Source organism: Pseudomonas uvaldensis (genome assembly GCF_021271205.1).
Taxonomy (GTDB): domain Bacteria; phylum Pseudomonadota; class Gammaproteobacteria; order Pseudomonadales; family Pseudomonadaceae; genus Aquipseudomonas; species Aquipseudomonas uvaldensis.
The window spans coordinates 388,582-410,233 of record NZ_JAIWKS010000001.1; the positions used below are offsets into that span (position 1 = coordinate 388,582).

The 21,652-nt window shown below is 60.9% G+C and carries 24 protein-coding genes; 11 read left to right on the plus strand and 13 right to left on the minus strand.

Translation table 11 applies throughout. The annotated features are described in order from the left end of the window. Nucleotides 1-123: 123 nt before the first annotated feature. Nucleotides 124-1,470, plus strand: a complete 1,347-nt coding sequence (locus tag LCU97_RS01780; RefSeq protein ID WP_053155189.1) for a class II 3-deoxy-7-phosphoheptulonate synthase — start codon at nt 124-126, stop codon at nt 1,468-1,470. Nucleotides 1,471-1,603: 133 nt separating this feature from the next. Here the strand turns inward: LCU97_RS01780 and LCU97_RS01785 are convergent, their stop codons facing one another. Together LCU97_RS01785 and LCU97_RS01790 are read right to left on the minus strand one after the other, a co-directional pair. After that, a complete protein-coding gene (locus tag LCU97_RS01785) occupies nt 1,604-2,833 on the minus strand; it encodes a winged helix-turn-helix domain-containing protein (protein ID WP_232775421.1) in 1,230 nt (409 codons plus the stop codon). Nucleotides 2,834-2,897: 64 nt separating this feature from the next. Then, nucleotides 2,898-3,119, minus strand: coding sequence for a DUF1127 domain-containing protein (locus tag LCU97_RS01790; RefSeq protein WP_053155186.1), 222 nt, complete (start codon nt 3,117-3,119; stop codon nt 2,898-2,900). 97 nt (nt 3,120-3,216) lie between these two features. Between LCU97_RS01790 and LCU97_RS01795 the strand changes: the two genes are divergently transcribed. Beyond that, nucleotides 3,217-4,071: a LysR substrate-binding domain-containing protein gene (locus LCU97_RS01795; protein ID WP_024776693.1), complete on the plus strand. Its 855-nt coding sequence runs from the start codon at nt 3,217-3,219 to the stop codon at nt 4,069-4,071. Here LCU97_RS01795 and LCU97_RS01800 read toward each other — a convergent pair. Beyond that, nucleotides 4,061-4,810: a sulfite exporter TauE/SafE family protein gene (locus LCU97_RS01800; protein WP_053155182.1), complete on the minus strand. Its 750-nt coding sequence runs from the start codon at nt 4,808-4,810 to the stop codon at nt 4,061-4,063. The two genes, LCU97_RS01795 and LCU97_RS01800, sit on opposite strands and share 11 nt — an antisense overlap. 154 nt (nt 4,811-4,964) lie before the next feature. Here LCU97_RS01800 and LCU97_RS01805 point away from each other — a divergent pair, with 154 nt between their 5' ends. From LCU97_RS01805 to LCU97_RS01815, 3 genes are all read left to right on the plus strand, one after another. Continuing rightward, nucleotides 4,965-5,426 carry a MarR family winged helix-turn-helix transcriptional regulator gene (locus tag LCU97_RS01805; RefSeq protein WP_053155180.1) on the plus strand — a complete coding sequence of 154 codons (462 nt, stop codon included), beginning with the start codon at nt 4,965-4,967 and terminating at the stop codon, nt 5,424-5,426. A gap of 369 nt (nt 5,427-5,795) precedes the next feature. Beyond that, entirely contained in the window at nt 5,796-6,215 is a 420-nt protein-coding gene (locus LCU97_RS01810) for an organic hydroperoxide resistance protein (RefSeq protein WP_053155178.1), read from the plus strand. A 34-nt stretch (nt 6,216-6,249) separates the two neighbouring features. After that, nucleotides 6,250-7,263, plus strand: coding sequence for an alpha/beta hydrolase (locus LCU97_RS01815; protein WP_053155176.1), 1,014 nt, complete (start codon nt 6,250-6,252; stop codon nt 7,261-7,263). Nucleotides 7,264-7,336: 73 nt separating this feature from the next. On the opposite strand, the gene LCU97_RS01820 is transcribed toward LCU97_RS01815, so the two are convergent. Together LCU97_RS01820 and earP are read right to left on the minus strand one after the other, a co-directional pair. After that, nucleotides 7,337-7,906: an elongation factor P gene (locus tag LCU97_RS01820; RefSeq protein WP_053155174.1), complete on the minus strand. Its 570-nt coding sequence runs from the start codon at nt 7,904-7,906 to the stop codon at nt 7,337-7,339. Nucleotides 7,907-7,954: 48 nt separating this feature from the next. Beyond that, nucleotides 7,955-9,088 (minus strand): elongation factor P maturation arginine rhamnosyltransferase EarP, encoded by a 1,134-nt coding sequence (earP, locus tag LCU97_RS01825; protein ID WP_232775422.1) that lies wholly within the window; start codon nt 9,086-9,088, stop codon nt 7,955-7,957. A gap of 120 nt (nt 9,089-9,208) precedes the next feature. Here earP and LCU97_RS01830 point away from each other — a divergent pair, with 120 nt between their 5' ends. Both LCU97_RS01830 and LCU97_RS01835 read left to right on the plus strand, forming a co-directional pair. Then, nucleotides 9,209-9,595, plus strand: a complete 387-nt coding sequence (locus tag LCU97_RS01830; RefSeq protein ID WP_053155170.1) for a cytochrome b/b6 domain-containing protein — start codon at nt 9,209-9,211, stop codon at nt 9,593-9,595. A 2-nt stretch (nt 9,596-9,597) separates the two neighbouring features. After that, nucleotides 9,598-10,080 (plus strand): GreA/GreB family elongation factor, encoded by a 483-nt coding sequence (locus LCU97_RS01835; RefSeq protein WP_232775423.1) that lies wholly within the window; start codon nt 9,598-9,600, stop codon nt 10,078-10,080. Nucleotides 10,081-10,088: 8 nt separating this feature from the next. Here the strand turns inward: LCU97_RS01835 and cysB are convergent, their stop codons facing one another. The 4 genes from cysB to LCU97_RS01855 all read right to left on the minus strand — a co-directional run bounded on the left by cysB (nt 10,089) and on the right by LCU97_RS01855 (nt 13,658). Beyond that, a complete protein-coding gene (gene cysB, locus LCU97_RS01840; protein ID WP_053155165.1) occupies nt 10,089-11,063 on the minus strand; it encodes an HTH-type transcriptional regulator CysB in 975 nt (324 codons plus the stop codon). A gap of 118 nt (nt 11,064-11,181) precedes the next feature. Beyond that, a complete protein-coding gene (locus tag LCU97_RS01845) occupies nt 11,182-11,682 on the minus strand; it encodes a universal stress protein (protein WP_053155163.1) in 501 nt (166 codons plus the stop codon). Between the two features lie 96 nt (nt 11,683-11,778). Beyond that, nucleotides 11,779-12,684 carry a 5'-nucleotidase gene (locus LCU97_RS01850; protein WP_053155161.1) on the minus strand — a complete coding sequence of 302 codons (906 nt, stop codon included), beginning with the start codon at nt 12,682-12,684 and terminating at the stop codon, nt 11,779-11,781. A gap of 20 nt (nt 12,685-12,704) precedes the next feature. After that, on the minus strand, nt 12,705-13,658 hold the full coding sequence (locus LCU97_RS01855) for a putative 2-dehydropantoate 2-reductase (RefSeq protein ID WP_232775424.1): 954 nt from the start codon (nt 13,656-13,658) through the stop codon (nt 12,705-12,707). 218 nt (nt 13,659-13,876) lie between these two features. Here LCU97_RS01855 and LCU97_RS01860 point away from each other — a divergent pair, with 218 nt between their 5' ends. Continuing rightward, complete coding sequence (locus LCU97_RS01860; protein WP_053155158.1) at nt 13,877-14,953, plus strand: 3-deoxy-7-phosphoheptulonate synthase; 1,077 nt, start codon at nt 13,877-13,879, stop codon at nt 14,951-14,953. Between the two features lie 68 nt (nt 14,954-15,021). Here the strand turns inward: LCU97_RS01860 and LCU97_RS01865 are convergent, their stop codons facing one another. Further along, nucleotides 15,022-15,303, minus strand: a complete 282-nt coding sequence (locus tag LCU97_RS01865; RefSeq protein ID WP_042728324.1) for a GNAT family N-acetyltransferase — start codon at nt 15,301-15,303, stop codon at nt 15,022-15,024. 684 nt (nt 15,304-15,987) lie between these two features. Here LCU97_RS01865 and oprI point away from each other — a divergent pair. Further along, on the plus strand, nt 15,988-16,239 hold the full coding sequence (gene oprI, locus LCU97_RS01870; RefSeq protein ID WP_011335311.1) for an outer membrane lipoprotei OprI: 252 nt from the start codon (nt 15,988-15,990) through the stop codon (nt 16,237-16,239). A gap of 122 nt (nt 16,240-16,361) precedes the next feature. On the opposite strand, the gene LCU97_RS01875 is transcribed toward oprI, so the two are convergent. The 3 genes from LCU97_RS01875 to LCU97_RS01885 all read right to left on the minus strand — a co-directional run bounded on the left by LCU97_RS01875 (nt 16,362) and on the right by LCU97_RS01885 (nt 18,424). Beyond that, the gene (locus LCU97_RS01875) at nt 16,362-17,333 is read right to left on the minus strand and encodes a L,D-transpeptidase family protein (RefSeq protein WP_053155156.1); all 972 of its coding nucleotides are present in this window, start codon (nt 17,331-17,333) and stop codon (nt 16,362-16,364) included. 135 nt (nt 17,334-17,468) lie between these two features. Further along, nucleotides 17,469-17,762: a hypothetical protein gene (locus tag LCU97_RS01880; protein WP_047226351.1), complete on the minus strand. Its 294-nt coding sequence runs from the start codon at nt 17,760-17,762 to the stop codon at nt 17,469-17,471. A 56-nt stretch (nt 17,763-17,818) separates the two neighbouring features. After that, on the minus strand, nt 17,819-18,424 hold the full coding sequence (locus LCU97_RS01885) for an arylesterase (RefSeq protein WP_053155154.1): 606 nt from the start codon (nt 18,422-18,424) through the stop codon (nt 17,819-17,821). Between the two features lie 10 nt (nt 18,425-18,434). On the opposite strand from LCU97_RS01885, the gene LCU97_RS01890 reads away from it, so the two are divergent. Beyond that, nucleotides 18,435-19,118: an ABC transporter ATP-binding protein gene (locus tag LCU97_RS01890; RefSeq protein WP_053155152.1), complete on the plus strand. Its 684-nt coding sequence runs from the start codon at nt 18,435-18,437 to the stop codon at nt 19,116-19,118. Next, nucleotides 19,118-21,622 (plus strand): ABC transporter permease, encoded by a 2,505-nt coding sequence (locus tag LCU97_RS01895; RefSeq protein ID WP_232775425.1) that lies wholly within the window; start codon nt 19,118-19,120, stop codon nt 21,620-21,622. The genes LCU97_RS01890 and LCU97_RS01895 overlap by 1 nt, the downstream gene beginning before the upstream one ends. Nucleotides 21,623-21,652: the final 30 nt, after the last annotated feature.

Here is a 21,652-nt window from a genome sequence, read left to right on the forward strand (position 1 = left end):
CAACGGGCCAAGCCAATGGGCAGCCTGGGCAAAAGCGCGATTGTCGGCCATGCGACGGGAGCAGGTCACGCACTAATTTGCTGATAACATGACCGCCCGAGCGTAAACCACCTAGAGATCATGATGAGCCAACCCTGGAGCCCTGACAGCTGGCGCGCCCTGCCGATCCAGCAACAACCCCGCTACCCCGACGCGGCGCATCTGCTGCGTGTCGAGCAGACCCTGGCCAGCTATCCGCCGCTGGTGTTTGCCGGAGAGGCGCGGGAGTTGCGCCGTCAGTTCGCCGAAGTGACCCAGGGCCGTGCCTTTTTGCTGCAGGGCGGCGACTGCGCCGAAAGCTTTGCCGAATTCTCGGCGGCCAAGATCCGCGATACGTTCAAGGTGCTGTTGCAGATGGCGATCGTGATGACCTTCGCCGCCGGCTGTCCGGTGGTCAAGGTCGGGCGCATGGCCGGACAGTTCGCCAAGCCGCGCTCGGCCAACGAAGAAACCATCGACGGCGTGACCCTTCCGGCCTACCGGGGCGATATCGTCAACGGCATCGGCTTCGACGAACAGAGCCGAGTGCCGGACCCGGAGCGCCTGCTGCAGTCCTACCACCAGTCGACGGCCACGTTGAACCTGCTGCGGGCGTTCGCCCAGGGCGGGTTCGCCGACCTGCATCAGGTGCACAAATGGAACCTGGACTTCATCGCCAACTCGGCCCTGGCAGAAAAATACAGCCACCTGGCCGACCGCATCGACGAAACCCTGGCGTTCATGCGCGCCTGCGGCATGGACAGCTCGCCGCAACTGCGCGAAACCAGCTTCTTCACCGCCCACGAAGCCCTGCTGCTCAATTACGAAGAAGCCTTCGTGCGCCGTGACAGCCTGACCAACGATTATTACGACTGCTCGGCCCACATGCTCTGGATCGGTGATCGCACCCGTCAGCTGGACGGTGCCCATGTCGAATTCCTGCGCGGCGTGAACAACCCGATCGGGGTCAAGGTCGGGCCGACCATGGACCCTGACGACCTGATCCGCCTGATCGATGTGCTCAACCCGGACAACGATCCGGGCCGCCTGAACCTGATCGCGCGGATGGGTGCGAACAAGGTCGGCGACCACCTGCCATCCCTGCTGCGCGCCGTGCAGCGTGAAGGCAAGCAGGTGCTGTGGAGTTCGGACCCGATGCACGGCAATACCATCAAGGCCAGCAGCGGCTACAAGACCCGGGATTTCGCGCAGATCCTTGGCGAAGTGAAACAGTTCTTCCAGGTCCACGAAGCCGAAGGCACCTATGCCGGCGGCATCCACATCGAAATGACCGGCCAGAACGTCACCGAATGCATCGGCGGCGCGCGGCCCATCACCGAGGATGGGCTGTCAGACCGCTACCACACCCATTGCGACCCACGGATGAACGCCGACCAGTCGCTGGAGCTGGCGTTCTTGATTGCCGAGACGTTGAAGCAGGTTCGGCGGTGAGTCAGGTGATTATGCAGCGCCTGTGATTCCCTCATCGCGAGCAGGCTCGCTCCCACATTGACCGCGTCGCGCACAGATCCTGTGTTCGTCAGCATTCCACTGTGGGAGCGAGCCTGCTCGCGATAGCGCCAGATCAGTCACCCGAGATCTCGGCCAATGCCCCCGCCAACCGAACCCCACCCACCCGCCGACAATTAAGCTGTACCCGCTCCAACCCCAGCCAGTCAGCCAGACGATGCAAGTTCGCCGCTAACACCTGCATCCCCTCCTCGTCCAACCCCGGTTCTTCCTCGTGCACGGCATGCACCGCCAGCCGGCCCTGGGCTCTCTCGGCCCGCAGATCAACACGCGCCGCGATGCGTTCGTTATGCAGGAACGGCAACACGTAATAGCCATACACCCGCTTGTGGGCCGGGGTGTAGATTTCCAATCGATAACGAAAGTCGAACAACCGCTCGGTACGGCCGCGCTCCCAGACCAGCGAATCGAACGGCGATAACAAGGCACTGGCCGCCACCTTGCGGGGGATTTTCGGGGCGGGCCGGCACCACGCGGGCTGCTTCCAATCCTGCACCTGACAGCGCATCAACTCGCCGGCCTCCTCCAGCTCGGCCAGCCGCACCCGGCTGTCGGCGGGATCGAGGCGGAAGTAATCGCGCAAGTCCTTCTCGGTGCCGACGCCCAAGGCATCGGCGGCATGCAGCAATAACGCACGCTGGGCCTGGGCCTCGTCCGGCAGAGGTTGTTGCAGGACCGAGGCCGGGAGTACCCGTTCCGGCAAGTCGTACAGCCGTTCGAAACCACGCCGCCCCGCCACCGTGACCTCTCCCGCGGCGAACAGCCATTCCAACGCGTGCTTCTCGGCGCTCCAGTCCCACCAGGGCCCGGCCTTTTCCTGGCGAGTGGACAAGCTGCCCGCACCCAGGGCACCCTGCTCCCGCACCGAAGCCAGGACACGGCGGATGACGTCCTGGCGTTCCTGGCCAAAACGCGCCAGTTGTTGGTAAATGCCTTCACCCCGGGACGCACGGGCCATGCGCCAGCGCATCAGCGGATACATCGACAAGGGCAAAAGGGAAGCTTCGTGGCCCCAGTATTCGAACAAGGTACGACGTCGCCCCTGGCTCCAGGCCGCTTGATCGAGCAAATCGGGATTGTAGTGACCGAGGCGGGAGAACAGCGGGAGGTAATGCGAGCGCACCAGCGCATTGACCGAATCGATCTGCAGCACGCCGAGGCGTTCGATCAGACGGTTGAGGCGAGAGGGTTGCACCGAAGCCGGCGGCAGCCGCCCATCGAATCCCTGGGCGGCCAACGCCAGACGCCGGGCCTGTTTGAGGGTAAAGGATGCAGTCGCGGGCATGGAGATCTCCTTGTCTGCTCGCAACCTACCTCACCAAGAGTCGATTTGTGTAGGGAAGGATGGCTCATTTGTGCATGGGGTCATCCCAGAACGGCCGAACCACTTCCTGTTCAACATCCGCACGGCTGACGCCGATGTCCTTGAGCGCCTCGTCGCTTAAACCGGCGAGCAATTCACGCTCGTGGTGCAATTCATACCAGCGGCTAAACTTGTGGAACAGCTCGCCGAGGGAAAACCGGTGGGATGAGTGTTTATCGATCGATATGTATCCTTTCTGACCTTTCATCGTGATGTCCTCCGTTGGGGGTGGTTCAAGTCTCGCGCCACAGCTAAGATCAATCCAACGAATGTTTCTGATGCAATACATCTCGGAGATTGATCCATTGTCGAGTTACCCCAGCATCGATACGGAAGTGCTGCGAACCTTCGTCGCCATCGCCGACCAGGGCGGTTTCACGCGCGCCGGTGAACTGGTGAACCGCACCCAGTCGGCCGTCAGCATGCAGATGAAGCGCCTGGAAGAAGATGTATTGCAGCGCCGACTGTTCGAGCGTGACGGGCGGCAAGTCAAGCTCACCGCCGAAGGCCAGGTGCTGTTGGGCTACGCCCGGCGAATCCTCAAGCTGCACAGTGAAGTGTTCAATACCTTGCGCGAACCGCACATGGTCGGCACGGTGCGCATCGGCACCCCGGACGACTACGTCATGCGGTTCCTGCCGGGCATCCTGCAACGTTTTGCCCAGTTCTATCCGCTGATCGAAATCGAGGTGCACTGCGAGTCGTCCAAGCAGCTGTTACTGCGCCAGGACCTGGACCTGTCCATCGTCACCCGTAAACCGGGAGACGAGATAGGCCAGTTGCTGCGCAAGGAACGCTTCGTCTGGGCCGAAGCGGCCTGTTTCAGCGCCCACGAAAAAACACCGCTGCCGCTGGCGATGTTCAACAGTGACTGTTTCTGCCGGCAATGGGCCTGCAATGCGCTGGATGCCATGGGCCGCGAGTATCGCGTGGCCTACAACAGCTCCAGCCTGTCGGCGCTCATGGCCGTGGTGGGCGCGGGCCTGGCGATCACCGCGCAATTGGAAAGCCTGCTGACGCCGGACATGCGCGTGCTGGGCGAGGCGGAAAACCTGCCGGAACTGCCCGAGGCCAGCATCATGCTGATCCGCAACCTGCATAATCCATCGCCGATCACCGAATGCCTGGCCGAGCACATCGTCGAAGGCTTCAAACTTTAAGGGCGAGCAGCACCGCGCAGACCACCAGGAAGCCACAGAACAGTGCCCGCAGCAGCCGTTCCGGCATGGCGTGGGCGACTTTCACCCCCCAACTGATGCTCAACAGGCCACCCGCGGCCAGTGGCAATCCGATCCACCAGTCCACCTGATGGTGAAAGGCATAGGTGGCGAGGGTCACGCCGGTGCTGGGCAGGGCCAGGGACAGCGACAAACCCTGGGCAACCACTTGAGTGGTGCCGAACAGGCTGGTCAGGATCGGCGTCGCGACGACCGCCCCGCCTACACCGAACAGACCGCCCATGGTCCCGGATACCGCACCCAGCACACCCAGCCATGGCCAGCCATATCGCATCTGCGCCGATGCCGGCGCAGTCGCGGTGAACATGCGGATCAGGTTGTAGGCTGCCAGGACGATCAGGAACACCACGAAGCCGATCCGCATGCTCTCCGAATCGATGCCGACGGCCCAGATCGAGCCCAGCCAGGCAAAGCAGAAACCCATCGTGGCCAGCGGCAGCACGTGACGCAGCTCGATACGGTTACGCTGGTGATAACGCCACAACGCGAGCATCACGTTGGGGACCACCATGACAAGCGCCGTGCCTTGAGCAATCTGCTGGTCAAGACCGAACCAGACGCCCAGCACTGGAATCGCGATCAGTCCACCACCGATACCGAACAATCCCCCCAAGGTGCCCAATGCAGCACCCAATACCAGATACAACAGACTCTCGATCACAGACGACTCCCCTTCATCAAGGCACATATCCTACGCAGTCAATGCCTTGGGGGGAACGTGATGTCCGCTCGATACATCGGAATTATCTGGCGCATTAAAGATTCACCCGCTAGATTTGTGACGTTCACTGTATTCATTGATGAAGGTTTTACCCATGAGCACCCAGCGCGACACCCCTGAAGCCTGCGAAGCCCTGCTGCTCGACAATCAGGTGTGCTTTGCCTTGCATTCCACCTCGCTGTTGATGACCAAGGTCTACAAGCCCCTGTTGCAGGCCCTGGGCCTGACGTATCCGCAATACCTCGCCATGATGGTTTTGTGGGAAAAAGACGGTTTGACCGTAGGCGAGATCAGCAACCGCCTGCTGACCGATCCCGGCTCCTTGACCCCACTGCTCAAACGTCTGGAGGCCGAGGGCCTGCTGAGCCGCACCCGCAGCCGGGAAGACGAGCGTGTGGTGAATATCGAACTGACCGAACGAGGCCGCGCCCTGCGGGAAAAAGCCCTCGACATTCCCCAGTGCATCCTCGCCTCCAGTGGCCAGACGCTGGAGCAGCTGAAGAAACTGCAAATGGACCTGCAGGCATTGCGCGCAAATCTGCAGGACAGCCTCTGAAGGCATATTCACCGCATCGCGGACAGGCTCGCCCTCCTACAGATATCGAGCTGATCCAGTGGGAGCGGGCTTGTTCACGAAGGCGGTACACCAATCTCATCACAAACCGACCCTCCGCGTTCACGAGCAAGCCCGCTCCCACACAGTTCTCAACTAGCCCACGGCATTGACCTGCCATGCTCCCACAAAAAATTTTTCCCCATCACAAACCGCTCTAATTCAATGGTTGCAGAGCTTTTCAGCTTGTTGATTCGCGCGCTTCTCAAAAATTTATCTTGCGCGCTAAATATTAACGAACTATATTCGTCTCACACCTACTTAGCGCACAAACATTTAGCGCAAACGACCACTGAGAACGAGGCAAACATCATGAAAACGCTCTATACCGCAATCGCAACCTCCACCGGCGGCCGTGACGGTCGTGCAATCTCCAGCGACAACATCCTCGACGTCAAACTCGCCACGCCCAAGGAACTCGGTGGCGCAGGCGGTGCGGCGACCAACCCGGAACAGCTGTTTGCCGCGGGCTACTCGGCCTGCTTCATCGGCGCGTTGAAATTCGTCGCCGGCCAGAGTAAACGCAAGATCCCGGACGATGCCTCGATCACCGCCCATGTCGGCATCGGCCAGATCCCCGGTGGCTTCGGTCTCGACATTGACCTGCACATCAGCCTGCCCGGCCTGGACCAGGCCGATGCGCAAAGCCTGGTGGAAGCGGCTCATCAGGTCTGCCCGTACTCCAACGCCACCCGTGGCAACGTCGATGTACGCCTGCACGTAACCGTTTAACCACCGACCCGGCACCGAATCCAAGGAGACCCACATGAACACATTCAGCAAAGCCCTGACCGGCACCCTTCTCGCACTCAGCGTCAGCAGCGCCTTTGCCAACGGCATCGTCGAACACAACACCCAGGCGTTCCTCGATGCCCTGAACGCCGGCACCGGTAAACCCCTGGAGCAACTGTCGCCCAAGGACGCCCGTGCGGTACTGAGCGGCGCCCAGGCAGGTGTAAAGCTGACCTTGCCCAAGGCTGAGGTCAGCGAGAAAACCATTCAGGTCGATGGACAGGCAATCAACCTGACCATCGTTCGTCCGGCCGGCGTCAAGGGTGAGCTGCCCGCGTTCATGTTTTTCCACGGCGGCGGCTGGGTACTGGGGGACTTCCCGACCCATGAAAGGCTGGTCCGGGACTTGGTGGCGGGATCGGGGGCGGTTGCGGTGTTCGTCAACTACACGCCTTCACCTGAAGCGCATTACCCGGTGGCAATCAACCAGGCCTACGCCGCGACAAAATGGGTGGCCGAGCATGGCAAGCAGATCAATGTCGATGGCAAACGCCTGGCTGTAGCGGGTAATAGCGTCGGCGGCAACATGGCGGCCGTCGTGGCCCTGATGGCCAAGGACAAAGGCACACCGGCGATTCGGTTCCAGGCCCTGCTGTGGCCGGTGACCGATGCCAGCTTCGAGACGGCGTCCTACAACCAGTTCGCCGAGGGGCACTTCCTCACCAAGAACATGATGAAGTGGTTCTGGGACAACTACACCACCGACGCCGGGCAGCGTAACGAGATCTACGCCTCACCGTTGCGGGCGACCACTGCGCAACTCAAGGGCCTGCCGCCAGCATTGGTGCAGACCGCCGAAGCCGATGTATTGCGTGACGAAGGCGAAGCCTATGCCCGCAAACTGGACGCCGCTGGCGTGCCTGTGACCGCCGTACGCTACAACGGCATGATCCACGACTATGGCCTGCTCAACGTGGTGAGCCAGGTGCCCGCGGTGCGCTCGGCGATGTTGCAGGTGTCCGAAGAGCTCAAGCAGCACTTGAAGTAACGTGTAGCTCTACACAATCAGAAATGAAAAAGCCCGACTCAATGGTCGGGCTTTTTCATGCAAAAGACTTCGCTTATTTAGCGCGGCCTTTGTAGGAACCGCCGTCGCGGGTATCGATCTCGATCATGTCGCCGATTTCGATGAAGTCAGCGACCGACAGTTCGGTACCGTTCTTCAATTTGGCAGGCTTCATGACCTTGCCGGAAGTGTCGCCGCGAGCGGAACCTTCGGTGTAGTCAACCTGACGCACGATGGTGGTCGGCAGTTCTACGGATACCAGGCGGCCTTCGAAGAATACGGCTTCACAGACGTCGGTCATGCCTTCTTCAACGAATGGCAGAACGCTTTCGATGTCTTCGGCGTTCAGCTCGTACATGGTGTAGTCAGTGGTGTCCATGAACGTGTAGGAATCGCCGCTGATGAAGGACAGGGTCGCTTCCTTGCGGTCGAGGATCACGTCGTCCAGCTTGTCGTCCGCACCGTAGACGGTTTCGGTCTTGTAACCGGTCAGCAGGTTCTTCAGCTTGGTCTTCATGATCGCGCTGTTACGACCCGACTTGGTGAATTCAGCTTTCTGAACCAGCCAAGGATCGTTGTCGATACGAATCACGGTACCGGGTTTGAGTTCTTTACCAGTTTTCATTGCGAATATCCGAATTTGGATGGGATTGACAAAAATCTAGGCCGCGTATCATATCCAATTTCCATAAAACTTCACCAGCGCCGTGGCAAGATCGGACCGCGAAGCCTGTTCCAGACACCACGCCTGGGCATGTTCGGCCAGTTCCTGCTGCTGTTCGCAGGTGTTTTTCCAGTGACCGGCCATGTCCTGGCCGGCATTCCATGCCCGCCACAGGCCGCTCATCGCCTTTTGCGCCGACTCAGAAAGTCCCTGGGTGTAGAGCCCGAGAAAGGCTTCGAGCTTTTCCAGATGGACGTCTTCTTCCTGCTGATAGATGTGCCAGAGCAGCGGTCGACCGGCCCATTGGGCGCGCACGAAAGAATCTTCGCCCCGCACGGCGTTGAAATCGCAACACCAAAGCAACGAGTCGTACTGGTCCTGTCGGACGAACGGCAGCACCTGCACCGTCAGGGCACCGCGTCGGTGCACCGCCCCTGCCGCCAGGCCTTCGACCCCGAGCCAACGCCCGACGTCCCCCAGCACCCGCCCTTCGGGAACCAACACATGAGCGGCCTGGACATCGGCCGCCATCGCGTCGAACCAGCTCGCCAGGCCAGTGTTTTCGTAAGCAAACAGCGAAATCAGACGTGCGTCTGGAACCCGTTCCACGCCCAGCCCTTGCAGGAACCGGCCCTGCGCCTCGGCATTCTGCTGGAACTGCTGCCGTCGCTCCAGTAACCCCGCTTCACGCAGCAAGCCCCCCGTACCTTCTCGAAAGCCAGGGAAAAAGAAGTATTTCTGGACGTGTTTGTATTTGACCGACGGTAATCCGTGGCACCCGACAACCCAATCTTCAGCGCTCAGGTAGTCGAGGTTCATCCACAGCGGCGTCACCTCACGTTCAGCCATCGCATCCATATAAGCGCTTGGCAATTGACAGGCAAACGCGGCGATCACCACATCGGCGGCTTCAGCGGGAAGCCACTCCCGAGGCCAATGGCGTACATCCACGCCTTGTTGCCACTGCTGCGCAAGCGTGACATCGACTTCCGGACACAGTCGCTCGAAAGCACGCAGATCATCGACCCACAGCCGAACGGCGCATCGATGCTCGGCCACCAGTTGCCGGGCCAGGCGCCAGGTGACGCCAATATCACCAAAGTTATCGACGACGGTGCAAAAAATGTCCCAACGCACAGCCATTCCCGACTCCCCGTGGCAAAGCGCCGATTGTCCCGAATAAACCGATGATGCAGAAGAGCCGACGACGATTAATCTTCATGCGACAATCACGGCTTTACGTGCCCCTGCCAGGAAGCAGCCATGCCCGACCATCCATCCGCCCCACGCCTTGGTGCCTTGCAACTGACCCTCAGCATTGCCTTGGGATTATGGCTGGGTTTCCTCGCCATCATTCTGACCGGCTGGCTGCTGTCGAAATTCCTGTTCAGTGAACAACTGGCTCCGGTGGCTGCCGCCGTGCATCAACTGGCGCAACCGCCCGCCATGCAGCCACCGGCTGAACCGCCTACCCCGATGTTCGAGCAGTACCAACAGAACCTGCAACGGAACGAGCAGCGCCAGGCCCTTGATCAGGCCCGCAACAATCCCCGCAATCTGTCCAACCCCAAGTGCCAGTTCTGGCTGCAACAGGATCAGAACGCTCCCAGCGAGAAAAGCCGCGCCAACGTCCTGCAATTCTGTGAATGACCATGAACAAACAGACCGTCCACCAGTTGATTCTCGACCGGCTCAAGACCGACCTGGAGATCGCCGAGCGCGCCGCACAGACCGCCTACGAAGCCGCGACCCACGAAGAGAATATTGCCGAGAATAAATACGATACCCTGGGCCTCGAAGCGTCCTACCTCGCTGCCGGACAAGCCCGACGTGTGGAGGAGATTCGTCAAGCCCTCGCCCTTTGCCAGAACCTGACGCTCAGACCGTACGACGAGCAGCGTGGCATCCAGCTGGGCACGCTGATCGGGCTGGAGGACGAGGAAGGTCGCGAACAATGGTTGTTCCTGGGACCGGATGCCGCGGGGTTGAAAGTCTCGCTGGTGGGGCAACCCATCACGGTCATCACCCCTCGTTCACCGCTGGGCCGGGGCCTGCTGGGCAAATTCGAAGGGGATGAGGTGGAGATCGTCGTGGGAGGCACCCGGCAACAGTTCGCTGTCACCGAGGCGTTCTAGAATAAGGGTTAGTGCACCGGCAGTTCGACACCTTCGAACAACTCTTCAAGCTCCTGCTTGTTGTGGCACTGGATGGCCTTGGCCATGACTTCGCGGGTCAGGTGCGGCGCGAACTTCTCGATGAAATCGCACATGAACCCGCGCAGGAAGGTGCCGCGGCGGAAGCCGATCTTGGTCACGCTCGACTCGAACAATTCGCTGGCGTCCAACACCACCAGGTCGCTGTCGAGCTTGGTATCGACCGCCATCTTCGCCACGATGCCCACGCCCAGGCCCAGGCGCACGTAAGTCTTGATCACGTCGGCGTCGGCAGCGGTGAACACCACTTTCGGGGTCAACCCTCGATGGCTGAAGGCTTCATCGAGTTTCGACCGGCCGGTAAAACCGAACACGTACGTGACGATGGGGTATTCGGCCAGCGCTTCGAGGGTCAGCTTCGGCAGCTTCGTCAATGGATGGCCCTGAGGCACGGCCACGCAACGGTTCCAGCGATAGCAGGGCATCATCACCAAATCACCGAACAACTCCAGGGCCTCGGTAGCGATGGCAAAATCCACGGTGCCGTCGGCGGCCATTTCGGCGATCTGCATCGGCGAGCCCTGATGCATGTGCAGGGCCACGTCCGGGTATTGCTTGATAAAATTGCTGATCACCGGAGGCAGCGCGTAACGTGCCTGGGTGTGAGTGGTAGCGATCGACAGGGTGCCTTTCTTCTCGTTGGAGAACTCCTGGGCAATCTGCTTGATGCTTTCGACCTTGCGCAGGATTTCGCCGGCCGTGGTAATGATGCGCTCACCCGCCGGGGTGACGCGGGTCAGGTGCTTGCCACTGCGGGCAAATACCTCTACGCCCAGTTCGTCTTCCAACAGGCGGATCTGCTTGCTGATGCCAGGTTGCGACGTGTAGAGGCTTTGCGCAGTAGCGGAAACGTTGAGGTCGTGGTGCGCCACTTCCCAGATGTAGCGCAGTTGTTGAAGCTTCATATGTATCCCTCAAAGCAGTTGGACGCCACGGGCATCAGCGACAGCGACGGTATATAACTATATGGATGGTTTGCGCAATAAATCTAGAACTTTTTTATAAAAAAGCCATCATTTAGCCTCACGCCTCTCCCTGACGCCGACGCTGCACCAGCGGCACCAGGTAGACCGGTACCCGGGATAACTGCAATACCCGTGCGGCGGTCCTGCCCAGGGGCGTCTCACCACTTGCTCCCTGGCAGTGACTGCCTACGATCAGCAGATCGACGGAGAGTTTCGCAGCCTGTTCGAGAATGACCTGGGAAGGATCACCCTGATACACCCTGACCGATCTGATCAGCTTCAAGTCCTGCTGCCCTTCCCCCAGTTCCTCGCGAAAGCTGTCGAGTACCCGTTGTTCGATATTGGCCATCACCGTATTCAGACCCTGGCGATGGAATTCGTTCAGCGCCTGCTCATCGAGATAGCTTTGCAACACCGATTCGGCGAACAGCCCCATCGGCTCTACCGCATGCACCACATACAACTCGGCTTCAAACGTCCGTGCCAACGCCAAGGCATGCTGCATCACATAAGGGGCATAGAGCCCCAAGTCTGTGGCGTACAGCATCGAACGAATCATGTGACCTCCTCGCGTGCCAGAATGGCGGAGTTGGATTCAGCTTAGCAGTGCCTTGAGGAGTACGACGTGCGGCTTGACGTCCCGGACAGCGGCTCGTCAGGGCTTCACTTCGTTACTGATGCCGTGGGGTACATGGCCCGTGGCGACCACTTCGCGAGCCAGTTCGCAGTGGCCGGTCTGATCATCGAAAAACACGTCGGCAGCGAAGGCTTCGAGAAACGCCGATTTGGTCAGGCCACCGAGGAACAGCGACTCGTCCAGGCGGATATCCCATTCGCGCAGAGTGCGGATGACCCGCTCGTGAGCAGGTGCCGAACGTGCGGTGACCAGTGCGGTGCGGATCGGACAGGCATCCTCGGGGAACTCGCGCTGCAGCGCGTTGAGTGCTGCCAGGAAGCCCTTGAACGGCCCACCTCGCAACGGCTCGCGAGCGGCTTGTCGCTCACTGGCCTGGAAAGCCTCCAGGCCGCCGCTCTGATAGACGCGCTCCGACTCGTCGGAAAACAGCACCGCATCGCCATCGAAAGCAATGCGCAACTCGTCGCTGGCAGCACGGCTGGCACCTCCCGACAGGATGGTCGCGGCAGCAAATCCGGCATCCAGGGCGCTGCGCACATCCTCGGCATGGGTGGAAAGAAACAAGTCACAGCCGAACGCCTTGAGGTAAGGGTAAGGACTGCGACCGCCGACGAATGCCGCACGGGAGATCGCCAGACCATAATGATGGATCGAGTTGAATACCCTGAGGCCCGTGTCGGCACTGTTGCGTGACACCAGAATCACCTCGACCCGGGCACGCCCCAGATGCTCGTTGAGGCTGAGCAGCTTTTGCACCAGGGCGAACGCGTCGCCGGGTGCCAGGACTTCGTCTTCATGCTCGATCTGGTATTGCCGATAGGCCTCGACGCCGCTCGACAGATAGACCTTGTGGCTTTCCCTCAGGTCGAACAGCGCCCGAGACGAGATCGCCAGCACCAGCCGGTCGTCGATATTATTTGCCATGCCTTCCCCCTCTCGCCCGGTCAGCGGTTGCGTCGATCCATGAACGCCAGCGCCTGATACAAGGCTTCGATTTTCGGCAATTCGCAGCCCGCCGCCCTTGCCGATGCCAACGGCCGGCCGTAGATGGCCTCCAGTTCCAACGCACGCCCGTGTGAATAATCGTGGTACATGCTTGGCCAATAGTCGGGCATCTTTTCAGTCATCGCGAACAAGTAATCGGCATAGCCTGGCTCGACGTAATGGCCACAGGCCTGGGCTCCACGCACCACTTCGCCCATCAGCGCCTGAATCAAACCGCGGCTGCCGCTGTCAGCCATCAATGGCGTGGTACTGGCCCCCAGCAGGACCGAAAGGCCGTTGTAGGGCACGTTCCACACCAGCTTCTGCCAGCGGGCCTGCCTCAGGTCAGGCATGGCCTGGGAGTCGATACCGGCAGTACGAAACAGCCCCACCGCCTCTTCCACCATTGTCATGCGACCCGCCTGATCGCCGCACGAACCGCTGTGATAACCGATATTGACAGAACCCAGTGCCTGATGGGCGATGACGCCAGGGCCGACTCGGTGCACACAGACCAGGCACAAGCCGCCCAGCAGATGCAGCGACTCGGGCAGCAGCGGCCTAAGATCGTCTTCGACATCGAGGCCGTTCTGCAGTAACAGGACTTTCGCGCCGTCAGCCGCCGCCTGGACGATGGCCGGGGCCAGGTCGGCATTACTGGTGGTCTTGGCACCGACCAGCAGCCAGTCACAGGGCGGCATGTCGGTAGCAGACCGATACGCCTGGACCGGATCGAGCTGCAACGGCCCGTGAACTGCACTTTCCACCCGCAGGCCCTTTTCGACGACCGCGCCGAATTCGCTGCGCAATAAAAAGTGCACATCGAAACCGGCCCGCGCCAGCATTACGCCGTAGAATCCGCCGATCGCCCCGGTGCCAATTATTCCGATCCGCGGTTTAACGCCTGTCTGCATCTTGCCTCTCCTAGGTGACCCTGCTTCCATCATTACACAGCCCCTTGGTGGCAAGGAGTTTTGCTGTAGGGAGCCAACCACAATTAAACCAGCGCCTGCCCATTGTCGAGCAACCTCGTAACGCGATAAGGTTCGGCTCCCCGACGCGCTTAAATCCGCTGTGCACCGCCGCGCGGGGATCGCTGGCGGCCGGCACCCGTGACCTGACGAGTAACACGATGGCTGATTTACCGATCAATGACCTTAACGTCGCCTCCAACGAGACCCTCATCACGCCTGACCAGCTCAAGCGCGATATCCCCCTGAGCGACGCAGCCCTGCGCACCGTGACCAAGGGCCGGGAAGTCATCCGCAACATTCTCGACGGCACCGACCATCGCCTGTTCGTGGTCATCGGGCCTTGCTCGATCCATGACATCAAGGCCGCCCACGAGTACGCCGAGCGCCTGAAAGTGCTGGCGGCGGAAGTCTCCGACACCCTGTATCTGGTCATGCGGGTGTATTTCGAGAAACCCCGGACCACTGTCGGCTGGAAAGGCCTGATCAACGATCCGTACCTGGACGACTCGTTCAAGATCCAGGACGGCCTGCACATCGGTCGTCAATTGCTGCTGGACCTGGCGGAAATGGGCCTGCCCACTGCCACCGAGGCCCTGGACCCGATCTCTCCTCAATACCTGCAGGACCTGATCAGTTGGTCGGCCATCGGTGCGCGTACCACCGAATCCCAGACCCATCGCGAAATGGCCTCGGGCCTGTCCTCGGCCGTGGGCTTCAAGAACGGTACCGACGGCGGCCTGACCGTAGCCATCAACGCCTTGCAGTCGGTGTCCAACCCTCACCGTTTCCTGGGCATCAACCAGGAAGGCGGTGTCTCCATCGTCACCACCAAGGGCAACGCCTATGGCCACGTGGTGCTGCGTGGTGGCAACGGCAAGCCAAACTATGACTCGGTCAGTGTCGCGCTGTGTGAACAGGCCCTGAACAAAGCGAAGATCAAGCCGAACATCATGGTCGACTGCAGCCACGCCAACTCCAACAAGGACCCGGCACTGCAACCTCTGGTGATGGAAAACGTGGCCAACCAGATCCTGGAAGGCAACCAGTCGATCATCGGCCTGATGGTCGAAAGCCACCTGAACTGGGGCTGCCAGGCGATTCCGAAGGACCTCGCCGACTTGCAGTACGGCGTCTCCATCACCGACGCCTGCATCGACTGGAGTACGACTGAGAACACCCTGCGCAGCATGCACGCCAAGCTCAAGGATGTGCTGCCCAAGCGTCAGCGCACCTGATCGGCATTTTCAATGCATAAAAAAACGCCGGGCTTTCGACCCGGCGTTTTTTTGGGGAATCCGTTGCGTCATAGCTTCGCCGCATGTCGCTGGTGACGCTCCATGTAGCGTTCCACGTAGGAACAGGACGGGATCACCGTATAGCCCATCTCTTCGGCGTACTGCAGCGCCTTCTCGGTCAACGCCGCCGCGATGCCCCGGCCACGAAGGGCGTTGGGCACGAACGTGCGATAGATGTCCAGGGTCTGCTTGCCCAGATCCATGTAAGTCAGATAGGCACGATGACCGTCCACAGTGGTCTCGAACTGATGACCAGCCTGGTCATGGTGGATGGACAACGCCTCGCTCATCATTACTCCTCGCGGGTCTGAATGCTGACCCTACCTTACCGATGTTTTTCCGGCGAAGGAACATCTACGCCACCCCGTGCCTGTCCGGCCACCGAGCGCTAGGCTTTGTAGGAAAGTGCCTGCACGGCGCTCGGCGACTTTTCGTACGAAGCCTGAAACCTAACCGCTCAAACCCGAGCACGTCGTGAATAGTAGGCACCAATGACGCAAATGCTCAAGGCACGCCTGTCATTGAAGGGTAAGCCCGTCGGTTTTAGCGATTTGAACGCTGCCGTCATGCTGAAGTCAGCGAAGGTGCATTAGCTGAACAACGCCAGTTGTTGAGTCTTGAGACGAGCGAGCGTAGTTAAAGTCACCAACTCCAATAAAGATGCTCGCGGTGCTGCGCAAAAAATGAACAAAAATCCAGACGAATCAATAAGCAGCGACTTTAGCGGGCGTGACAGAGTTCTTCTCCGGAGCGGAACTTTTCTCCATCGGCACGTTCCATTCAGAGGCTTGCAGCTGTATATTTTTTAAACAACCGCAAGAAAAGTTGCTCGAAAAAGAATCACCGCCTACAATTTTTTTGCTTCTTGCGCTACGTCAGTTTACTTACTACAAGTAATGGGTAGTATGTACGCCGGCTAACTCCTCGCCCTGAGGAGACAGTCATTTAATAGAAAGTCCTTGAAGGGGAACACGATGAACAACGTTCTGAAATTCTCTGCTCTGGCCCTGGCCGCAGTTCTGGCTACCGGTTGCAGCAGCGCATCGAAAGAAACCGAAGCACGTCTGACTGCTACCGAAGACGCAGCAGCTCGCGCCCAAGCTCGTGCAGACGAAGCATACCGTAAAGCTGACGAAGCTCTGGCTGCTGCTCAAAAAGCACAACAGACTGCTGACGAAGCTAACGAGCGTGCTCTGCGCATGCTGGAAAAAGCTAGCCGCAAGTAATAATCCTTCGGGATTGTTATCGAGCCGACCCATTTTTGGGTCGGCTTTTTTATGGCCGGGTGTTTTGCAGGCGATAAAAAACCCGCCGACGTCGCAAGACACCGGCGGGTCTGAAAAAACTCTTACTGCTGCAAGTCGACCGGGGCGCTCGAAACCATCGGTGCAGAAGCGCTCGGCACGGCGATTTCTACAGGCAAGCCATCTTCGGCGGCGACCACGTCACGCACAACATCCCAATCCATGCGCAGGTTGCTGGTGATGTCCTCACGCTTGAGCATCGCGTTGATCACTGCGGTGTGCTTGTCCACCACCGACGGATTGCCCTTGTCGTCCAGCGGGGTGTGGGCTTCGAGATATACCTTGCCACCACTGAGCCCCAGCTTGTAAGGGTCGTTGATGATCCGCACCGATGTGCCCACCGGAACCATGCCGGCCATTTCCAGGACGTTGTTGTTGAACATCCGGAAGCAGCCGTGGCTGGTACGCATGCCGATACCGAACTTCTTGTTCGAGCCATGGATGAGGTAACCGGGGGTGCCCAGGGTGAACTTGAACGGACCCAATGGGTTATCGGGACCGGCCGGCACCACGCTTGGCAGGATTTCGCCATCGGCGGCATGTTCAGCCCTGATCGAAGCCGGCGGAGTCCACGTCGGGTTCGGCGTCTTGGCAATGATGCTCGTATGGGCAATCGGCGACCCCCAGCCTTCACGACCAATCCCCAGCGGGAAGGTGTAGACCACGCTCCGACCCTTGGGGAAGTAATAGAGGCGGTATTCGGCGAGATTGATCACGATGCCTTCGCGCGGGCCCGGCGGCAGGATGAAACGGGTCGGCAGGACGATCTCGGTGCCAGCGCCCGGCAGCCAGGGGTCGACACCCGGGTTGGCGGCGACCATTTCGCTGTAGCCCAGGTCATACTTGGTGCCCAGGTCAGCGAAAGTGTCTTCGTATTGGGCCTTGATCACCTGCACCTGGCCGACAATGTCTTCGCCCGGCGGTGGCAGAGGCAGTTCCAGTGCGGCAACGGGGCCCGCCACACACAGGGCGGCAAGAGACAGGCAGCGGGCGACGGCAGGCAAGCGCGGCAACATCCGGGGAATCCTTCGCAGATCGAACAGAGGTATAGAGGAAGCGATTGTACACTGCCCCCCGTTATTTCGGGGAGGTGGGCATCAATTGTGGTGGCGGCTCGCTTCCACAGTCGGAGCCATGTTCACGGTCGGTGCTTACAACTCGAACCGCAACTCGGGCCAGATCGGCGAGGTGCCGCGCTTCTGGGACTCCAGGATCGCCCGGCATAATGAACAAAGGCGGTGATCCTGAAATATCTTGCGATCCACCGCCGACCAGCGCGGCTGGGCCGGCAGTAGACTGCCACAGAGGGTCCGGTCGGCCGAGCCACCAAGCTCCAACTGCCGGGTCACCAGATGTACCCGCACTTCCTGGCAGGCGAACAGGTCCAGCTGTTCGTCTGGCTCGATCAATTGATAGGCAAAAAGGGACCAGGCGGGACGCGGCATCGGGGGCTCCAGATCGGGGGCGCCACATTAGCCGAAAGACCGCCGCTAGAAAAGCGTCAAAGCAGTGGTTTGAGCGTCGGCCAGACATTTTCCAGCAACTTGCCCTGGGCGGCGACGGACGGGTGCAATCCATCAGCCTGCATCATCCCGGGAACCCCTCCGACATCCTGGAGAAAAAACGGCACCAGCGGCACTTTTTTCTCTTCGGCCAGGGTGCTGTAGACCTTGGCGAAGGCATCGGTGTAGCGCCGTCCGTAATTGGGCGGCAGTTGCATACCCAGCAATAGCACCTTGGCACCGCTCGCGCGGGCGCTATCGATCATTGCTGCAAGGTTTTGTTGCAATTGTGTTGGCGGCTGCCCGCGAAGGCCATCGTTACCCCCCAACTCCAGAATCACCAAGTCCGGCTTATGGGCTGCAAGCAGCGCCGGCAGGCGTGCCTGGCCCCCTGCACTGGTGTCGCCACTGATGGATGCATTGACCACTTTGTCGTCAAAACCCTCGGCCTTGAGCCGTTGTTCGAGCAATGACACCCAGCCTTGCCGGGTATCCAGGCCGAAAGCGGCGCTGATACTATCGCCAACGATCAGGACTGTACCCGCCGCTGCGTTCTGGACCATGCACATCAAGGCCAGGCCGGCACTCAAAAACCACACACGCATCGGATTCTCCATGGGCTCAAGCATTCTCACCGCGAAGGACCTTAGCAAAGTGGTCCCCAGCGCGGAAGGTGAACTGACCATCCTGCACGAACTCAGCCTGGAACTGAACAAGGGCGACAGCCTGGCCATCGTCGGCGCGTCCGGCTCCGGCAAATCCACCCTGCTGGGCCTGCTGGCCGGACTCGACCTGCCCAGCAGCGGCGAAGTAACCCTGGCCGGACAGGCTCTCAGCGCACTCGATGAAGACCAGCGGGCCCGGATCCGCGCCGAACACGTCGGTTTCGTCTTTCAGTCGTTCCAGTTGCTCGACAGCCTCAACGCGCTGGAAAACGTCATGCTGCCGCTGGAGCTGGACGGCCGCAGCGATGCCCGCGAACGCGCCACGGAACTGCTGCAGCGAGTCGGCCTGGGCCAGCGCCTGGCCCACTCGCCCCGACAACTCTCCGGCGGCGAACAACAACGGGTAGCCATTGCCCGCGCCTTCGCCGCCGAGCCCGACGTGCTGTTTGCCGACGAACCCACCGGCAACCTGGACAGCCATACCGGTGAGCGCATCAGCGATCTTCTGTTCGAACTGAACAAGGAAAGCGGCACGACCCTGGTGCTGGTCACCCATGATGAACGCCTGGCCCACCGTTGCCGGCGCCTGATCCGACTTGAAGCCGGCCAGATGGTCGCGCCCCTGGAGCCTTGATGGCACGCTTGCCGCTGTTGCGCCTGTTCAGTCTCGCCGTCCGCCAGTTACTGCGGGACGCCCGTGCCGGAGAGCTGCGCGTGCTGTTCTTCGCCCTGTTGGTGGCGGTGGCGGCGAGTACCGCCATCGGTTACTTCGGTGCCCGCCTCAACGGCGCGATGATGATGCGCGCCACCGAATTCCTCGGCGCCGACCTGCTGCTCGAAGGCAGTTCGCCTACCCGTCCCGAACAGATCCGCAGCGGCACCGAGTTGGGCCTGGAACATGCCCGGGTGGTGGAGTTCTCCAGCGTCGTGGCCACGGATAACGGCATCCAGCTTTCCAGCGTGAAGGCGGTCGATGACGCCTACCCCTTGCGCGGAGAGCTGAAAAGCGCCCCGACCCCGTTCGCTCCGGAAGAAACCGGCGGCCGCCCGACCCCGGGCGAAGCCTGGGTCGAGGCACGACTGCTGACGGCCCTGGACCTGAAGATCGGCGACAGCATCGACGTCGGCAATGCCACCCTGCGTCTGAGCCGCATACTGACCTACGAACCGGATCGCGCCGGCAACTTCTACAGCCTCACGCCTCGGGTCATGATCAACCTCAAGGACCTCGACTCCACTGGCGTGGTCCAGCCCGGCAGCCGTGTCAGTTATCGCGAACTCTGGCGAGGCCCGGCACCGGCACTGCAAACCTACCGCGACCTGATCAAGCCTGGCCTGGAAGCCAACCAGCGCCTGCAGGACGCCCGCGACGGCAATCGGCAGATCGGTGGCGCCCTGGGCAAGGCCGAACGCTACCTGAACATGGCCAGCCTCGTCGCCGTGCTGCTCTCCGGTGTCGCCGTCGCCCTCTCCGCCAACCGCTTCGCCACTCGGCGCTTTGATGCCAGCGCCCTGCTGCGCTGCCTGGGCCTTTCACGTCGGGAAACCATGGTGCTGTTCAGTCTGCAACTGACGGTACTGGGCCTGTTGGCCAGCATCGGTGGCGCCCTGCTCGGCTGGGTCGCGCAATTGGGACTCTTCGCCCTGTTGCAGGATCTGCTGCCTGCCACCGTCCCGCCGGGTGGCCTCTTGCCGGCCGTTGCCGGGATCGGCACCGGGCTGGTGGCGCTCGCAGGGTTCGCACTGCCGCCCCTCGCCGCGTTGGGGCGCGTGCCGCCGTTGCGCGTATTACGCCGGGACATGCTGCCGATCCCCCCCAGCACCTGGCTGGTCTACGGCGCCGCGTTGGGTGCCCTGGGCCTGATCATGTGGCGCCTGAGCCTGGACCTGGTGCTGACGTTCGCGCTGCTTGGTGGCGGCGTCATCGCCGCATTGGCCCTCGGGGGGCTGTTGTTGCTGTTGCTTCAGAGCTTGCGCCGGATGCTCGCCCGTGCCCCGCTGCCCTGGCGGCTGGGGCTCGGCCAGCTCTTGCGCCATCCGCTGGCGGCGGCCGGCCAGGCACTGGCGTTCGGCCTGATCCTGTTGTCCATGGCATTGATCGCCCTGTTACGCGGCGAACTGCTCGACACCTGGCAAAACCAACTGCCGAAAAACGCGCCGAACTACTTCGCCCTGAACATTCTGCCCAACGACAAGCAGGCCTTCACCGACAAGCTGCTCCAGCTTTCGGCGCAATCGGCCCCGCTCTACCCTGTCGTGCCGGGGCGACTCATCAGCATCAATGGCGAACCGGCCAAGGAGTTCGTCACCAAGGATTCGGCTGGGGACCGCGCACTGCAACGCGACCTGAGCCTGACGTGGGCCGCGGACTTGCCAGCGGGCAACGTTGTCACCGCCGGAAACTGGTGGCCGCAGCAGCCACCGGACGACATGCCGGGGGTTTCGGTGGAAGGCAAGGTGGCCGAGAACCTCAAGATCAAGCTGGGCGACCGACTGCTGTTCAGCGTAGGCGGCGTCAACCGTGAAGCGAAAGTCACCAGCCTGCGCGAGATCAACTGGGACAACTTCCAGCCCAACTTCTTCATGATCTTCCAGCCTGGCACCTTGAAGGACCTGCCGGCCACTTATCTCACCAGCTTCTATCTGGCGGCCGGTCACGACCAGCAGATCGTTGAACTCTCGCGAGCCTTTCCGGCCGTGACGATCCTGCAGGTGGAAGCCTTGCTCGAGCAGTTGCGCAGCATCCTGGCCCAGGTAACCCTGGCCGTGGAATACGTGTTGCTGTTCGTGCTCGCAGCAGGCATGGCCGTCCTGTTCTCCGGCCTGCAGGCCACCCTCGACGAGCGTATTCGCCAAGGCGCGTTGTTGCGGGCCCTGGGTGCCGGACGAGCGCTGCTGGTCAAGGCGCGGCGTATCGAGTTCGGCTTGCTCGGTGCGGTCAGCGGCTTGCTGGCGGCACTGGGTTCGGAGCTGGTGAGCCTGGTGCTGTATCGCTACGCCTTCGACCTGCCCTGGCATCCGCACCCCTGGTTGCTGGTGTTGCCGGTGGTGGGCGCACTGCTGATCGGCGCTGCCGGTGTGTTCGGCACCCGTCGCGCCCTCAACGCCAGCCCGCTGACAGTGTTGCGCGAGGGTTGATAGACTTCGGTCTCATCCTCACAAGAATTC

What these genes read in the sequence shown, in the direction of transcription:
- LCU97_RS01780 (WP_053155189.1), top strand. Translation starts at nt 124, where the DNA reads ATGAGCCAACCCTGGAGCCCTGACAGCTGGCGCGCCCTGCCGATCCAG.
- LCU97_RS01880 (WP_047226351.1), bottom strand. Translation starts at nt 17,762, where the DNA reads ATGCCGCGTCCCGCCTGGTCCCTTTTTGCCTATCAATTGATCGAGCCA.
- LCU97_RS01890 (WP_053155152.1), top strand. Translation starts at nt 18,435, where the DNA reads ATGGGCTCAAGCATTCTCACCGCGAAGGACCTTAGCAAAGTGGTCCCC.
- LCU97_RS01855 (WP_232775424.1), bottom strand. Translation starts at nt 13,658, where the DNA reads ATGCAGACAGGCGTTAAACCGCGGATCGGAATAATTGGCACCGGGGCG.
- LCU97_RS01810 (WP_053155178.1), top strand. Translation starts at nt 5,796, where the DNA reads ATGAAAACGCTCTATACCGCAATCGCAACCTCCACCGGCGGCCGTGAC.
- LCU97_RS01790 (WP_053155186.1), bottom strand. Translation starts at nt 3,119, where the DNA reads ATGAAAGGTCAGAAAGGATACATATCGATCGATAAACACTCATCCCAC.
- LCU97_RS01865 (WP_042728324.1), bottom strand. Translation starts at nt 15,303, where the DNA reads ATGAGCGAGGCGTTGTCCATCCACCATGACCAGGCTGGTCATCAGTTC.
- LCU97_RS01895 (WP_232775425.1), top strand. Translation starts at nt 19,118, where the DNA reads ATGGCACGCTTGCCGCTGTTGCGCCTGTTCAGTCTCGCCGTCCGCCAG.
- cysB (WP_053155165.1), bottom strand. Translation starts at nt 11,063, where the DNA reads ATGAAGCTTCAACAACTGCGCTACATCTGGGAAGTGGCGCACCACGAC.
- LCU97_RS01845 (WP_053155163.1), bottom strand. Translation starts at nt 11,682, where the DNA reads ATGATTCGTTCGATGCTGTACGCCACAGACTTGGGGCTCTATGCCCCT.
- LCU97_RS01835 (WP_232775423.1), top strand. Translation starts at nt 9,598, where the DNA reads ATGAACAAACAGACCGTCCACCAGTTGATTCTCGACCGGCTCAAGACC.
- earP (WP_232775422.1), bottom strand. Translation starts at nt 9,088, where the DNA reads ATGGCTGTGCGTTGGGACATTTTTTGCACCGTCGTCGATAACTTTGGT.
- oprI (WP_011335311.1), top strand. Translation starts at nt 15,988, where the DNA reads ATGAACAACGTTCTGAAATTCTCTGCTCTGGCCCTGGCCGCAGTTCTG.
- LCU97_RS01785 (WP_232775421.1), bottom strand. Translation starts at nt 2,833, where the DNA reads ATGCCCGCGACTGCATCCTTTACCCTCAAACAGGCCCGGCGTCTGGCG.
- LCU97_RS01850 (WP_053155161.1), bottom strand. Translation starts at nt 12,684, where the DNA reads ATGGCAAATAATATCGACGACCGGCTGGTGCTGGCGATCTCGTCTCGG.
- LCU97_RS01860 (WP_053155158.1), top strand. Translation starts at nt 13,877, where the DNA reads ATGGCTGATTTACCGATCAATGACCTTAACGTCGCCTCCAACGAGACC.
- LCU97_RS01885 (WP_053155154.1), bottom strand. Translation starts at nt 18,424, where the DNA reads ATGCGTGTGTGGTTTTTGAGTGCCGGCCTGGCCTTGATGTGCATGGTC.
- LCU97_RS01830 (WP_053155170.1), top strand. Translation starts at nt 9,209, where the DNA reads ATGCCCGACCATCCATCCGCCCCACGCCTTGGTGCCTTGCAACTGACC.
- LCU97_RS01875 (WP_053155156.1), bottom strand. Translation starts at nt 17,333, where the DNA reads ATGTTGCCGCGCTTGCCTGCCGTCGCCCGCTGCCTGTCTCTTGCCGCC.
- LCU97_RS01820 (WP_053155174.1), bottom strand. Translation starts at nt 7,906, where the DNA reads ATGAAAACTGGTAAAGAACTCAAACCCGGTACCGTGATTCGTATCGAC.
- LCU97_RS01805 (WP_053155180.1), top strand. Translation starts at nt 4,965, where the DNA reads ATGAGCACCCAGCGCGACACCCCTGAAGCCTGCGAAGCCCTGCTGCTC.
- LCU97_RS01815 (WP_053155176.1), top strand. Translation starts at nt 6,250, where the DNA reads ATGAACACATTCAGCAAAGCCCTGACCGGCACCCTTCTCGCACTCAGC.